16 protein-coding genes are annotated in these 12998 nt (G+C 69.8%); 7 read left to right on the forward strand and 9 right to left on the reverse strand.

Going from position 1 to position 12998, the window contains the following annotated elements; translation table 11 throughout:
• Positions 1-13: 13 nt before the first annotated feature.
• From AB0P25_RS12680 to AB0P25_RS12690, 3 genes are all read right to left on the reverse strand, one after another.
• Positions 14-1219 (reverse strand): homoserine O-acetyltransferase, encoded by a 1206-nt coding sequence (locus AB0P25_RS12680; RefSeq protein WP_363807768.1) that lies wholly within the window; start codon positions 1217-1219, stop codon positions 14-16.
• Between the two features lie 71 nt (positions 1220-1290).
• Complete coding sequence (locus AB0P25_RS12685; protein ID WP_363807769.1) at positions 1291-1989, reverse strand: ion channel; 699 nt, start codon at positions 1987-1989, stop codon at positions 1291-1293.
• Positions 1990-1999: 10 nt separating this feature from the next.
• Positions 2000-2785 carry an SDR family oxidoreductase gene (locus tag AB0P25_RS12690; RefSeq protein ID WP_363807771.1) on the reverse strand — a complete coding sequence of 262 codons (786 nt, stop codon included), beginning with the start codon at positions 2783-2785 and terminating at the stop codon, positions 2000-2002.
• Positions 2786-2893: 108 nt separating this feature from the next.
• Between AB0P25_RS12690 and AB0P25_RS12695 the strand changes: the two genes are divergently transcribed.
• Positions 2894-4216 (forward strand): bifunctional o-acetylhomoserine/o-acetylserine sulfhydrylase, encoded by a 1323-nt coding sequence (locus tag AB0P25_RS12695; protein ID WP_064111219.1) that lies wholly within the window; start codon positions 2894-2896, stop codon positions 4214-4216.
• Between the two features lie 61 nt (positions 4217-4277).
• On the opposite strand, the gene AB0P25_RS12700 is transcribed toward AB0P25_RS12695, so the two are convergent.
• Complete coding sequence (locus AB0P25_RS12700) at positions 4278-5069, reverse strand: nucleotidyltransferase domain-containing protein (RefSeq protein ID WP_363807773.1); 792 nt, start codon at positions 5067-5069, stop codon at positions 4278-4280.
• 2 nt (positions 5070-5071) lie between these two features.
• Positions 5072-6532 carry an MFS transporter gene (locus AB0P25_RS12705; protein ID WP_363807774.1) on the reverse strand — a complete coding sequence of 487 codons (1461 nt, stop codon included), beginning with the start codon at positions 6530-6532 and terminating at the stop codon, positions 5072-5074.
• 42 nt (positions 6533-6574) lie between these two features.
• Here AB0P25_RS12705 and AB0P25_RS12710 point away from each other — a divergent pair, with 42 nt between their 5' ends.
• The 6 genes from AB0P25_RS12710 (at position 6575) to AB0P25_RS12735 (ending at position 10362) form a co-directional block, all read left to right on the forward strand.
• Complete coding sequence (locus AB0P25_RS12710; protein WP_363807776.1) at positions 6575-7096, forward strand: phosphoribosyltransferase; 522 nt, start codon at positions 6575-6577, stop codon at positions 7094-7096.
• A 7-nt stretch (positions 7097-7103) separates the two neighbouring features.
• Positions 7104-7796 carry a uracil-DNA glycosylase gene (locus AB0P25_RS12715; protein ID WP_363807777.1) on the forward strand — a complete coding sequence of 231 codons (693 nt, stop codon included), beginning with the start codon at positions 7104-7106 and terminating at the stop codon, positions 7794-7796.
• Positions 7797-7831: 35 nt separating this feature from the next.
• A complete protein-coding gene (locus AB0P25_RS12720) occupies positions 7832-8410 on the forward strand; it encodes an N-acetyltransferase family protein (protein WP_363807778.1) in 579 nt (192 codons plus the stop codon).
• Between the two features lie 88 nt (positions 8411-8498).
• Positions 8499-9563, forward strand: a complete 1065-nt coding sequence (locus tag AB0P25_RS12725; protein WP_363807779.1) for a hypothetical protein — start codon at positions 8499-8501, stop codon at positions 9561-9563.
• 20 nt (positions 9564-9583) lie between these two features.
• A complete protein-coding gene (locus tag AB0P25_RS12730) occupies positions 9584-10132 on the forward strand; it encodes a DUF2781 domain-containing protein (protein ID WP_363807780.1) in 549 nt (182 codons plus the stop codon).
• Entirely contained in the window at positions 10132-10362 is a 231-nt protein-coding gene (locus AB0P25_RS12735) for a hypothetical protein (protein WP_363807781.1), read from the forward strand. The genes AB0P25_RS12730 and AB0P25_RS12735 overlap by 1 nt, the downstream gene beginning before the upstream one ends.
• A 7-nt stretch (positions 10363-10369) precedes the next feature.
• Here AB0P25_RS12735 and AB0P25_RS12740 read toward each other — a convergent pair whose 3' ends face one another.
• From AB0P25_RS12740 to AB0P25_RS12755, 4 genes are all read right to left on the reverse strand, one after another.
• Positions 10370-10708, reverse strand: a complete 339-nt coding sequence (locus tag AB0P25_RS12740; RefSeq protein ID WP_363807782.1) for a multidrug efflux SMR transporter — start codon at positions 10706-10708, stop codon at positions 10370-10372.
• A 194-nt stretch (positions 10709-10902) separates the two neighbouring features.
• A complete protein-coding gene (locus AB0P25_RS12745) occupies positions 10903-11676 on the reverse strand; it encodes a hypothetical protein (RefSeq protein ID WP_363807784.1) in 774 nt (257 codons plus the stop codon).
• Positions 11673-12584, reverse strand: a complete 912-nt coding sequence (locus AB0P25_RS12750; RefSeq protein ID WP_363807786.1) for an ABC transporter ATP-binding protein — start codon at positions 12582-12584, stop codon at positions 11673-11675. The genes AB0P25_RS12745 and AB0P25_RS12750 overlap by 4 nt, the downstream gene beginning before the upstream one ends.
• Positions 12581-12967, reverse strand: a complete 387-nt coding sequence (locus AB0P25_RS12755) for a GntR family transcriptional regulator (protein ID WP_363807788.1) — start codon at positions 12965-12967, stop codon at positions 12581-12583. The genes AB0P25_RS12750 and AB0P25_RS12755 overlap by 4 nt, the downstream gene beginning before the upstream one ends.
• Between the last annotated feature and the right edge of the window lie 31 nt (positions 12968-12998).

The raw sequence follows: 12998 nt of genomic DNA on the forward strand, positions 1-12998 counted from the left end.
CCTCCAACCTCGGTCACACGGCGAACAGTCGCCGCAGCTGCGTGCTGACGGCGTCGTCCTCGATCAGGAACCCGTCGTGACCGAAGTCCGAGCGGATCACCACTGGAACTCTACCGTCCAGCGTGTCCGGCACGTGGTAGGCGATGAGGTCCTGTCCTTCGACGGGGAACAGCCGGTCGCTGTCGATGCCGACGACGAGCGTCGTCGCCGTCACCCGGGAGAGGGCGGCGGCCAGCCCGCCGCGTCCGCGTCCGACATCGTGGGAGTTCATCGCCTCCACGAGGGTGATGTAGCTGTTGGCGTCGAAGCGGCGGACGAACTTGTTGCCGTGGAAGTCGAGGTAGGACTCGACCGCGAACCGGCCGCCGCCGCCGAGCGGGCTGATGCCGCTCTGCCAGGCGCGCTCGAATCGCTCGTTGAGCTCCGAGGGGCTGCGGTAGTTGAGCAGAGCCATCCGGCGGGCGAGGGCGAGGCCGCGGTGCGGGCCGTCGCCGTCTTCGGCGTCGTAGTACTGGCCGCCGCGGAACAGCGGGTCGGTGCGGACCGCCTCGATCTGCACCGAGTTGAGCGCGATCTGGTCGGCGGTCGAGAACGGGGGAGCGGCGATCACGGCCAGCCGCTCGACGCGGTCCGGGAACGACACCGCCCACTCCAGCGCCTGCATCCCGCCCATGGAACCGCCGACGACCGCGGCCCACCGATCGAGGCCGAGTTCGTCCGCGAGCCGTGCCTGGGCAGCGACCTGGTCGCGGATGGTCGTGAACGGGAAGCGCGAACCCCACTCCGCTCCGTCGGGAGCGAGGGATGCGGGACCGGTCGTGCCCTGGCAGCCGCCCAGCATGTTGGGGACGACGACGAACCAGCGGTCGGTGTCGATCGCCTTGCCCGGCCCGATGATGCCCTGCCACCATCCCGCCGTGCGCTGGCCCGGTCCCGCAGGACCGACCGCGTGCGCGTCGCCGGTGAGGGCGTGGAGGACGAGGACGGCGTTGTCACGCGCCTCGGACAGCTCGCCCCAGGTCTCGTAGGCGATGCGGACGTACGGAAGGCTCTCGCCGCTCTCGAACGAGAACGCGCCGATCCCCGCGAACCGGCGGCCGGCGGCCGGGTCGGACTCCTTCCAGGCGCCGCTCGCCGGCGGCTTGCCGAGCAGCGTCCGCGCCTGAGCCTCCGTGATGAAGCTCGACGGGGCCGTGTCCGCGGAGGTCTGCCAGTCCATGCGTCCATTCTTCCCGAGCGCGCGGAATCGCGGTCACGTGTTACGAACCGCTCCGCCGCGACAGAGCCCCGTCACCCGCGATCGCGGTCGCTGCCGTCGGGAGGATCGGCCTGGTCGCCCGGACGCCGGCGCAGGTGCTGCGTCCGCTCGTTGAGGTAGTTGACGATGGTCGCGCTCGCGGTTCCGACGATCGCGACGCCGCCCATCATCAGGATCACGGCGAGAATGCGGCCCTCGGCCGTCACCGGGTAGTAGTCGCCGTATCCGACCGTGGCCATCGTGACGCAGGCCCACCACACGGCGTCCCCGAACGTCTTGATGTTCGACCCGGGGGCGTACCGCTCGACGTGGAGCTCGGCGAGCGAGATCACGTAGATGAACGTGACGATGAAAGCCGCTGCGAAGACCACCACCCGCCGCCGCAGATGTGACGGCGTGTTGCCGCGGAAGGCGCGGATCCGGGCGAGTCCGGTGAGCAGGAGGAACGGCCGGGCGAGGGGGAGGAACACGGACAGGAGGGCGATCGGATGGTGCCGGACGAAGCGGCCCTTGTGTGCCGAGAGCGCGAGCCGAACGGTGAAGTCGATGACGTAGAAGGCCCACACCGTGATGAGGACGACCGCGACCGTCACTGTGACCTCCGGTGGCTGACCCACCCACAGGATGCCGACCGAGTACGCGATCAGGAACAGGAACGACGCCGCCAGGGCGGGGTAGCCGGTGACCCGCTCCCAGGCGTGACGCCTGCGGTCCTCGTCCTGATCGGGCATGGCCACAGTCTCAGCCCTTCGCGCCCTTCACGGCGAGAGGGCCCTTGTGCAGCCGGTACGGCGCGGCCTGCGCGACCGGTTTGACCACGATCAGGTCGAGGTCGACATGCCTGGGCAGCGTGAGCGCGTGGACGATCGTCTCCGCCACGTCCTCGGCCGACAGCGGTTCCGGAACGTCTTCGTAGACCGCGTCGCGCTTCGCCTGGTCGCCGCCGAAGCGGACCAGCGAGAACTCCTCGGTGGCGACCATCCCCGGCGCGATCTCGACCACGCGGATCGGCTCGCCGTTGAGCTCCAGCCGCAGCACCTCGGTGAGCGCGTGCTCGGCGAACTTGGCGGCGTTGTACCCGCCGCCGCCGACGTACGCGGTGAGCCCGGCGATGGAGGTGACCACGGCGATGTCGGCGTGCCCCGTCTCCGCGGCGCCCTGGCGCAGCAGCGGAAGCAGAGCCGAGAGGACCCGCTTGGTGCCGATGACGTTGATCTCGTACATCCACACCCAGTCGTCGACGCTCGACGACTCGACCGAGTCGAGCCCGTGCGCGCCGCCGGCGTTGTTCACGAGGGCATGGACCCCGCCGGTCGCGGCGAGGTGGTCGCGGAGCCCATCCACGTCGTCCTGCTTGGTGAGGTCGGCGACCACGTACTCGGCGCCGGTCTCATCGGCGAGGTCGCGCAGGCGGTCCTCGCGGCGCGCGACGGCGACCACATCCCAGCCTTCCCCGCGGAAGGCGCGGACGGTCGCCGCCCCGATCCCCGAACTCGCTCCGGTCACGACAACGCGTCTGCTGCTCATGCCGCCATTCTCCCGGGTTACGGCGTGTTTCGAGGGCGTTGCCCGCGCGCGGCGGCGCGTCTAGCCTTCTGAGGACCGCGCACCCGAAGCACCCGAAGGAGAAACGCCATGACCGACGCCGCCGACTGGCAGTTCGAAACCAAGCAGATCCACGCCGGAGCTGCACCGGACCCCGTGACCAACGCCCGGGCGACGCCGATCTACCAGACCACGTCCTACGTGTTCAACAATGCCGAGCACGCCAAGAACCTCTTCGCTCTGGCCGAGTTCGGCAACATCTACACGCGCATCCAGAATCCGACGCAGGCCGTCGTGGAGGAGCGCGTCGCGGCTCTCGAAGGCGGCACCGGCGCCCTGCTGGTCGCCTCGGGCCAGGCGGCCGAGACCTTCGCGGTGCTGAACATCGCCCAGGCCGGCGACCACATCGTCTCCTCCAGCTCGATCTACGGCGGCACGTACAACCTCTTCAAGTACACGCTGGCGAAGCTCGGCATCGAGACCACGTTCGTCGAGAACCAGGACGACGCCGAGGAGTGGCGCCGCGCGGTCCGCCCGAACACCAAGCTGTTCTTCGCGGAGACCATCGGCAACCCGAAGATCAACATCCTCGACATCGCGCTCGTCGCCGACGTCGCGCACGAGGCCGGTGTGCCGCTCATCGTGGACAACACGATCGCGACCCCGTACCTCATCCGCCCGTTCGAGTCCGGCGCCGACATCGTCATCCACTCGGCCACCAAGTTCCTCGGCGGCCACGGCACCGTGATCGGCGGCGTGATCGTCGACGGCGGGAAGTTCGAGTGGTCGAAGAACGTCGAGAAGTTCCCGGGCCTCACCGAGCCGGACCCGTCGTACCACGGCGCCAGCTACACGGCCGCGGTCGGCGACGGCCTCGCCTACATCATCAAGGCTCGCGTGCAGCTGCTCCGCGACCTCGGCTCGGCCATCGCGCCGGCGAGCGCCTGGCAGCTCATCCAGGGCATCGAGACCCTGTCGCTGCGGGTCGAGCGCCACACGCAGAACGCGCAGGAGATCGCCGAGTTCCTGGAGGCGCACCCCGACGTGGCCTCGGTGAACTACTCGGGTCTGCCCACCAGCCCCTGGTACGCGGCCGCCAACAAGTACGCCCCGAAGGGCGTCGGCGCGGTGCTGTCGTTCGAGCTCAAGGGCGGCGTGGATGCGGGAGCGGCACTGGTCGACAGCCTCAAGCTGTTCAGCCACCTGGCCAACATCGGCGATGTGCGCAGCCTCGTCATCCACCCGGCGTCGACCACGCACTCGCAGCTCACCCCCGAGCAGCAGCTGACCGCGGGCGTCACCCCGGGTCTCGTCCGCCTCTCCGTGGGCCTCGAGAACATCGACGACCTCAAGGCGGACCTGTCGGCCGGCCTGGCCGCCGCCCGCTCCGTCGCGGAGGCGGCGCGCGCCTGAGCGATGCCACGAAGGGCCCGGTGGGATGCTCCTGCCGGGCCCTTCGGCATTCCGACCTCGGTCAGCTCTCCGCCACCGCCACGCATTTCCGCAGCAGCTCCACCGCCTCCCGTCCGTCCGCCGCCGTGAACTCCTGGCGCTCGCCCGCGCGGTCGCGGACGACGCGCTCCAGCAGCTCCGCGTGCTCCGGCCAGCGCTCCGCGGCGTACGAAGCCGCCGCGGTCTTGGACACGACCTCGCCGGTGTCGATGGTCGCCACGAGCCGGATCGGTCCGAGCGCCACCCAGCGCACGGTCTCCGCGCGGATCGGCCCGTCGTCCGGGCGGTCGGCGATCTCGCGTTCGAGGCCGTCGCCGATGCCCTGCCAGTAGTCCTGCAGGTTCTGCCGCGAGAAGGCGACCACGCCCTCCGCCGCCTTCGGGTGCCGGTCGGCGACGGGCGACCAGATGACGTCGCCGCCGTCGACGATGCCCTGCACCCCGGACTCCAGCTCCCGCCAGGTGATCCAGCTGAGCTGCGCGCCGGGCAGCTGGGAGACGAGCACGCCCTCCACCACCTGCGGCGCGGTCTCGATGACGTCCGGTCCCCGCGCGATCTCGGACTCGGTGAGGTACACGCCGTCGATGTGCGGGTCGGAGGCGGCGTGGAGCTCGGCGAGAGCCGGCAGGTCGTCCACCGGGTCGCGCGTTACGACGAAGACGACGTCGATGTCGCTGACGCCGGGATGCCAGTCCCCGGCCACCGCCGATCCGGTGACCACCGCGCGGCTCACCAGGCCGGGGGCGATGCGTCTCTGCTCCAGCAGGAACTGCGTGAGCGCGTCGGCGACGGGGGCGGGGAGCTGCTCGGACATGGTCACTCCAAGGCGGGTTCGGTGTCCGCGAACGCGAGTCGCGGCACGAAGAAGAGGAGCACCGCGGCGACGAGCGCGCCGAGGCCGCAGATGGTCCAGACGATCATGTAGCCGAAGAGGCTGGCGGCCGTGGCGGTCACCGTGGCCGCGCCGGTGAGCAGCACCACGCCGAACACCGCCGAGGCGAAGGATCCGCCGACCGTCTTGGTGGTGTTCGTCATCGCGGTGGCGACACCGGTCTGCCCGCGCGGGGCGGCGGCCGCGGCGGCGGCGGGGAGCGCTCCGACGAGCGCGCCCGAGCCGATCCCGGCGACGGCCATGTTGAGGAAGACCTCCCACGTCTGCAGGTGGAAGGGCAGGAACATCAGGTATCCGATCGCGACCAGGAACGATGCCCCGATCAGGGTCACGCGGGGCGTCAGCCACGAAGACACCAGGGGGAACAGTAGGGCGCCGACGATCATCGAGATCAGGTACGCGCCGATCAGGATGCTGCGCTGCCCGGCCGACAGCCCGAGCCCGTAGCCGTTCGCCGGGTCGGTGCCCGCGTAGGTGCTCAGCGGCGCCTGCGCGCCGAGCAGGCTGATCCCGATCAGGCCCGCCGTGAGCTGGACCGGCCACATCGCCGGGCGCCGCAGCACGCGCAGGTCGATGGCCGGGTCGGCCTGCTTCAGCTCCCAGCGCCCGAACGGGATGAACGCGAGGATGCCGAGCAGGATGAGACCCCAGACCCACCAGGTGCCGACGCCGTTGAGCCGCAGGAAGGTCAGCCCGGACGTGATCAGGAGCAGGCCGAGCGCGAGCAGCGAGAACCCGATCCCGTCAAGCGTGCGGCCGGGCACCGGCTCCGACTCGGGCACACCGAACAGGATCGCGAAGAAGACCAGGCTGACCGCGACGGCCGGCACGATCAGAGTCAGGGTGACGTCGCCGCCCAGCGCCTCGAACAGGAGGCCGGCGCCGATCGCGCCCACGATCGCCCCCGCCTCCAGGGCCACGACCAGCAGACCGGCGGCCCGTCGCGTCCGGGACGCGGCCGTGCCCGTCCGCCGGCCGCGGTCGAAGATCAGGGCGACCTCGAGCGGCAGCCAGACCACGTAGAACCCCTGCAGCGCGAACGCGACCAGGTATGTGACGAAATCGCCCGAGAACGCGAGCGCCCAGCTGGCGAGCGCCGTGAGCAGCGTCGCGACGAGGAGGATGCGCTTGTGTCCGAACATGTCGCCGAGCTTCGCGAGCACCGGCACGACCAGAGCGGAGAGCAGCAGCTGGGCCGCCTCGAACCAGTTGTAGTCGGCGTCGTGGATGCCCAGATGCTTCACGATGTCGGAGATCAGCGGCACGTAGTAGCCCTGCAGGATGCCGCTCGTCAGCTCCACGAGGGCCAGCCAGCCGATGAGCGCGGCGGTGGCGCCGATCGCGACCGTCGCGCGGCCCTGGGTCGACGTCTTCTCCGAGGTCATGCGCGGATGCTAACACCCGCGCCGCCCCGGTACGGTAGATGGATGGCCAGCGAACTCGACGATTCCGGAGCAGACGTCCTTCAGGAGACGGAACGGGAGGTCCTGGGCTGGCTCGAATTCGGTGAGGCGTCCCGCCATCTCGCCGGCGAGGTGGTCGAGTCGGGCTACGAGCCGGACATGGTCGTCGCCATCGCGCGCGGCGGTCTGCTGCTCGCCGGCGCCATCTCGTACGCCCTCGGCATCAAGGCCTGCGGCGCTCTGAACGTCGAGTTCTATACGGGCGTCGACTCGCGCCTCCCCGAGCCGGTCGTCCTGCCGCCGATGCTCGACTCGGCGGCACTGGAGGCCAAGAAGGTGCTCCTGGTGGATGACGTGTCCGACTCAGGGCGGACGCTCGCCATGGTCGTCGACCTGATCTCCGCCTCCGGCGCCGACGTGCGCACGGTGTGCCTCTACTCGAAGCCCCGAACCGTGCTCGAGCCCGACTTCGTGTGGCGCCGCACCGACCGCTGGATCACCTTCCCGTGGTCGGCGCTGCCGCCGGTGACCGCCGCGACGCACTGACGCCGCCGTGGCAAAGACGCTGGCGGAGCTCGCCGCCGACGGCTCGATGGATGCGGGCTGGGCGCGGGCGCTCGAGCCCGTCGCCGATCGGATCGCCGCGATGGGGGAGTTCCTGCGCGCCGAGGTCGCGGCCGGGCGGCCGTACCTCCCGGCCGGCGAGAACGTGTTGCGCGCCTTCCGGACGCCGCTCGCGGACGTGCGGGTGCTCATCGTCGGGCAGGACCCGTATCCGACTCCCGGGCATCCCATCGGCCTCTCGTTCGCGGTCGAGCGGCACGTGCGTCCGCTTCCCGGCAGCCTCCGCAACATCTACAAGGAGCTGCGCGACGACCTCGGCGTCACGCCTCCGCCGGACGGCGACCTGAGCGGCTGGTCGTCGAGCGGGGTGATGCTGCTCAACCGCGTCCTCACCGTCCGCCCCGGCGAGCCGGCCTCGCACCGCGGGAAGGGGTGGGAGGAGGTCACCGAGCACGCCATCCGCTCGCTGGTCGCCCGCGGCCGGCCCTTCGTGTCCATCCTGTGGGGCCGCGACGCCGCGACGTTGAAGCCGCTTCTCGACGGCAACCCGGTCATCGAGTCGGCCCACCCCAGCCCGCTGTCGGCCTCGCGCGGCTTCTTCGGGTCCCAGCCGTTCTCCCGTGCGAATGCGCTCCTCGAACGCGCGGGGGAGAAACCGGTCGACTGGACCCTGGATCCGTAACCCGTCGGCAACACGGGCGACGTACTCTTGAAGGCGTGCTGGAAGAGGAATACCAGGAGCGCCGCGTCCTGCCGCGCCACCTGCGCAAACAGGAGACGCCGGAGGCGCCGTTCGAGTACGCCATCCGCGACGCCGAGCCGGCCGACCTCCCGCACGTCCGCGAGATCTACAACCACTACGTCGCCAACAGCACGGTCACGTTCGACGAGGACGCGATGACGCTGCGCGAGTGGAAGAGCAAGTACGCCTACCTCAAGAAGCTCGGGATGCCGTTCATCGTCGCGGTGTCGCCGACCGGCCAGCTCCTCGGCTACGCGCTGGTGTCGCCGTGGAAGCAGAAGCGCGCGTACCGCTTCACGGTCGAGAACTCGATCTACCTGGGTGCCGCGTCCACCGGCAAGGGACTCGGGACGGTGCTGATGCAGGCGCTGATCGACAAGTCCAAGGAGGCGGGCCTCAAGGAGATGATCGCGGTCATCGCCGACAAGGGCGCCGAGGCGTCGATCAAGATGCACGAGAACTTCGGCTTCACCGAGATCGGCCGCATGGGCCGCGTCGGCTACAAGTTCGATCGATGGCTCGGCACGGTGCTGATGCAGAAGTCGCTCAAGTAACGCTTCCGCAACGGCGGCTTCGCGCGGTCTCGCCGTGCGCTAGGTTCCTCCTGAGCGTCCTTCCAGAGACGCATTCCGAGGGGGGAATATGAAGCGTTTCCGTGTCTCCGGCGTTGTAGGGTTGGTCGCCCTGGTGGCGCTGCTCGCGGGCTGCGCCGCGCCGTCGCCGGCGTCCACGACGGCTCCACCGCGTACGCCGTCGGCCACGCCGACGCCGACCGCGACCGCGGCTGACGCGCCGACGGTCCGCGTGCCGCTGACCTGCGACCAGCTCGTCCCGCCCGGCGTCGTGTCGGCCGCCTTCCGCGCTCCGGTGCACTCCGTCCCCGTCGACCCTGCGCGTAATCCGGCCTCGTACGCGGACAAGCGGGTCGGCTCGCTGAAGTGCATATGGGCGGAGGGCGACCCCGCCGAGAGCGCCGCGAAGCAGCAGGTCTACGGATGGGTGTCGGTCGTCCCGGGGGTCACACGGCAGGGGTTCGAGAACTTCCGATCGGGGATCGACGTCGGCGGCATGGATCGCCCGCTGGGGAGCGAACCGGACACCTACTCGACGTGCGAGCCGGCCTCCTTCCAGTTCTGCGGCTTCTTCGCCCTGACCGGCGACTACGCCCTGAGCGCCGGGACCTGGGACTACGGCACGGGCACCTACGACACGCAGTCCGCGTGGGTCGCGGCGGTATCGGGTGCGGCGCTGCCCGCCGTGCGCGCCCTTCCCTCGCCCGCGCCGCTCTGGCAGCCTGCGGGCCGGACGCTGTCGGGGGCCGACAACTGCGACGACCTCATCCCGGAGGGCGATCTCGCTGCCATCCTCGGAGTGGAGGCGCAGCCGATCAAGTCCGACGACGGCGAGAACGCGCTGTCGACCCTGGAGATCAACCACGTCGTCCACTCGTACTGGTGCGCGTGGTCGACCGGGGACGCGGGCGCGCATGCCGCGGTCCTCCCGGGTGGCGCGGTCTACGCCGAGAAGACGCGCCCGGCGGACGCGGTCGACGTGACGGGTCTCGGCGACTCCGCCTACCGCACCGGCTCCGAACTCGACATGATCGCGCAGGGCGGCTGGGTCCAGGTCCGCGTCGACCCCGCCTTCAGCGACGACCAGTTGTTCGCCATCGCGAAACGGGTTCTCGCCGACGTGCAGGCCGGCTGACCGGCGCTAGGCTCACCGACGTGACCACCGTGACACCCGGAACCGGCCAGGTCGCCTCCGCCGCCCCGGCGACGCCCGCGAACCTGCCCTTGCGCAAGCGTCCGTTCGACATCTTCTTCATCGTGATGTTCTCGCTGTTCATCGTGACGTGCATCATCAGCGACGCCATCCCGACGCTGGGGATCCCGCAGACGGCGACGACGACGAACATCCTCGCCCAGTGGAACTACACGTATTCGTCGCAGTACGACCCGCTGTACATGCAGGAGCCGCTGTGGCTGCGGTTCATCACCGGCACCAGCGCGTTCATCTATCTGCCGTTCTACGTGCTGCTGATCGTCTGCCTGGTGAAGGGCTTCAACTGGATCCAGCTGTTCGCCGTCATCTACGCCACCATGATCATCAGCCTGACGGCCATCCCGATCTTCGGGGTGGAGTTCTTCGGGCCGGTCGGGCAGCGCACCCCCAACCCGGTCGTCTTCCTGCTGTACAACGGGCCGTACGTGCTCGTCCCGCTGCTGCTGCTCATCCGGATGCGGAAGCCGCTGCCGTTCACGAGGAGGTTCTGATGCCGCTGCTGGAAGACCTGACCGTCTACGAGGACGGCGACCGCTACGACGTGTACGACCACTCGTTCCCCGACGAGGACGCCGAGCTCGGCCGCGGCCGGCTGCTCGGGTCGGTCGTGATCACGCCGGAGGGAGAGTACGTGCCCAGCGGGGACGGCGCCCGTTTCGACTGGGTCGCCCCGGCGCACACGCTCGACGACGCGCTGGCCGCGTTCGTCGGTTCGGCCTAGCGGGCGATCACGCCGCCGGGTGCTTCGCGCCGAGCTCGAGCAGCCCGACGCCGCCGATCACCAGCACCAGGCCCGCGATCTGCAGCCAGGTGAGCGACTCCTTGAAGAACACCCACGAGATGATCGCGATCGCCGCGACTCCGACCGCCGACCAGATCGCGTACGCGATCCCCAGCGGCACCCCGCGGCCGAGCGCGAGCGACAGCGCGAAGAACGACGCGACGTAGCCGACCACGACGATGACGAACGCCCACCACTTGGCGTTCTCGCCCGCGGTGAACTTGAGGAACGTGGTCGCGACGACCTCGGTCGCGATGGCGACCGCGAGGTAGAGATAGCCCAGCACAGGATCACGTTAGCGGTCCGCTATGAGTTCACCGCACGTTCCGTCATGCGTCGTCGCCGACACCTAGCCTGAGGGCGACGACATCGTCGGACGGAGCGGATGCCGCTCCGGTCGAGTGAGGCCGATGGCATGAAACCGTGGCCGGGAGCGTGAAGCTCCCGGCCACGTCCATGTCCGGCGGATGCCGTCCCGCCTCAACTGCGCGGCGTCGCCCGGGACAGCGCCAGGTAGGCGCCGCCGGCCGCGACCGCCGTCGGAACGAGCAGCCACGCCGTCACCCCGACCGGGCCGCTCGCGGCGAACCACTCGCCGACCGCCGGCCAGCTCTGCGTGAACGTGATGAGCGCGATCGCTCCGACCAGGATGAGGGCGAGCGCCGCTCCCGCGGCCAGGATGCCGTACATCCGCCACCGCATGAACAGCGCCGCGGAGAACGCGCCGACCGCGAAGAAGAACAACATCGATCCGAAGACCACGAACAGCCGCTCGCCGAGGTTCGCGCCGCCGAAGTACACCGACGTGAACAGGTGGCCGCCGAGTCCCCAGCCGTTCGTCCACTCCTCGAGCTCCGACAGGATCGTGAACCCGAGCGCGTAGCCGGCCGCGAGGATCAGGAAGGTGAGCCCGGAGCCGAGCGCGAAGTCCCGGCGGGTCACGCTGTAGCCCAACGCGAACGGGAACGTCGCCGCGATCACCTGGATGGCGACCACCAGCATGTAGACGAAGATGTAGAACGCTCCGCCGCTCCACTGCGTGCCGTCCATCGCGCCGGCGCGGTCGGCCGGCGGGGTGGCCGCCCAGATGATCCACCAGATCAGCCAGTTCACCAGCCCGATGAAGCCCATGATCATGACGGGCAGGTAGATCGTCGTCCACTTGTTGACGAGGTTCAGCCGGACCACGCGCCAGATGCGTTCGCCGGCGGCCGGGGTCGCTACGAGGGCGGGTGCGGGATGTGCTGCGGTCATGCGCTCTGCTCGATTCCTGTCTCACGGAGGTCGGTCTTGCGGACGATGAGCTGCTGCAGCGACACCGGCGCGAGTTCGAGGCCCGCGGCGGCGGCCTCCGCCCGGTCGGCCGGCCCGAGCCCGGCGACCGTGACGGACGCGAGTCCGCCGAGGCCGTCCCGGTGCAGCACGTCGCGTCCGCGGACGAAGGCGTCGACGGTCCTGCGCTGCCCGACCACGGTGGTGGCGGAGGTGCGCAGCGTCTCGGCGTCCTCGTCCATGAGGATGCGGCCCTGGTCGATGACGACCACCTGCTCGAGCAGGTTGGCCACCTCGTCGATCAGGTGGGTGGACAGCACCACCGTCCGGGGATGCTCCGCGAAGTCCTCCAGCAGGCGGTCGTAGAACAGCTGCCGGGCGACGGCGTCGAGCCCGAGGTACGGCTCGTCGAAGAATGTCAGCGGGGCGCGGGACGCGAGGCCGACGATCACGCCGACCGCCGACAGCTGCCCGCGCGACAGCTTTTTGATGCGCCGGTCGAGCGGCACGCGGAACTCCTCGATCAGCTGGTCGGCGAACTCCGCGTCCCAGTTCTCGAAGAACCACGGCGCGCTGCGGAACACGTGCTTGGGCTGGAAGTCCTCCGGGTAGCGCTGACTCTCCTTGATGAAGCACAGATTCTGGAGCACGCGCGCGTTCTCGGTGGGGTGCTCGCCGAAGACGCGGATGTCGCCTCCGGTCGGGAAGTCCTGCCCGGTGATGAGCTGCATCAGGGTCGTCTTGCCCGCACCGTTGCGACCGAGCAGACCGTGGATGCGGTTCGGCGCGATGGTGAGGGAGACGTCGTCGATCGCGGTGAACGACCCGAATCGTTTGGTGAGCCCGGCGACCTGCACGGCCGGGCCGGGGAAGGCCAGGGTGGCGCTCATGCGCTCAGTCCTTTCGTGGGCGACGCCGCTGCGGCGGCCGTCTCGATCATGCGGGTGAGCTGGTCGGGGGCGATGCCGAGCTTGGCGGCCTCCGCCAGCAGCGGGCGGAGGAACTCCTCCGGGAAGGCGTCGCGGCGCTTGGCGATCAAGCGCTCGCGTGCTCCGTCGGTGACGAACATTCCGATCCCCCGCTTCTTGTAGAGGATCCCCTCGTCGACCAGGAGACCCATGCCCTTGCCCGCCGTCGCGGGGTTGATCCGGTGAAACGCCGCGAACTCGTTCGTCGACGGCACCTGCGTCTCGGCGGGGTAGACCCCGTCGATGATGTCGTCTTCGAGCTGTTCGGCGATCTGGACGAAGATCGGCTTGCCTTCGTCGATCATCCGAGCTTCACCGGTTCATTACTCATGTAAC

It is taken from the genome of Leifsonia sp. NPDC077715, assembly GCF_040686855.1.
In the GTDB taxonomy this organism is placed as follows: domain Bacteria; phylum Actinomycetota; class Actinomycetes; order Actinomycetales; family Microbacteriaceae; genus Leifsonia.

What these genes read in the sequence shown, in the direction of transcription:
- AB0P25_RS12680 (WP_363807768.1), bottom strand. Translation starts at nt 1,219, where the DNA reads ATGGACTGGCAGACCTCCGCGGACACGGCCCCGTCGAGCTTCATCACG.
- AB0P25_RS12685 (WP_363807769.1), bottom strand. Translation starts at nt 1,989, where the DNA reads ATGCCCGATCAGGACGAGGACCGCAGGCGTCACGCCTGGGAGCGGGTC.
- AB0P25_RS12690 (WP_363807771.1), bottom strand. Translation starts at nt 2,785, where the DNA reads ATGAGCAGCAGACGCGTTGTCGTGACCGGAGCGAGTTCGGGGATCGGG.
- AB0P25_RS12695 (WP_064111219.1), top strand. Translation starts at nt 2,894, where the DNA reads ATGACCGACGCCGCCGACTGGCAGTTCGAAACCAAGCAGATCCACGCC.
- AB0P25_RS12700 (WP_363807773.1), bottom strand. Translation starts at nt 5,069, where the DNA reads ATGTCCGAGCAGCTCCCCGCCCCCGTCGCCGACGCGCTCACGCAGTTC.
- AB0P25_RS12705 (WP_363807774.1), bottom strand. Translation starts at nt 6,532, where the DNA reads ATGACCTCGGAGAAGACGTCGACCCAGGGCCGCGCGACGGTCGCGATC.
- AB0P25_RS12710 (WP_363807776.1), top strand. Translation starts at nt 6,575, where the DNA reads ATGGCCAGCGAACTCGACGATTCCGGAGCAGACGTCCTTCAGGAGACG.
- AB0P25_RS12725 (WP_363807779.1), top strand. Translation starts at nt 8,499, where the DNA reads ATGAAGCGTTTCCGTGTCTCCGGCGTTGTAGGGTTGGTCGCCCTGGTG.
- AB0P25_RS12735 (WP_363807781.1), top strand. Translation starts at nt 10,132, where the DNA reads ATGCCGCTGCTGGAAGACCTGACCGTCTACGAGGACGGCGACCGCTAC.
- AB0P25_RS12745 (WP_363807784.1), bottom strand. Translation starts at nt 11,676, where the DNA reads ATGACCGCAGCACATCCCGCACCCGCCCTCGTAGCGACCCCGGCCGCC.
- AB0P25_RS12750 (WP_363807786.1), bottom strand. Translation starts at nt 12,584, where the DNA reads ATGAGCGCCACCCTGGCCTTCCCCGGCCCGGCCGTGCAGGTCGCCGGG.
- AB0P25_RS12755 (WP_363807788.1), bottom strand. Translation starts at nt 12,967, where the DNA reads ATGATCGACGAAGGCAAGCCGATCTTCGTCCAGATCGCCGAACAGCTC.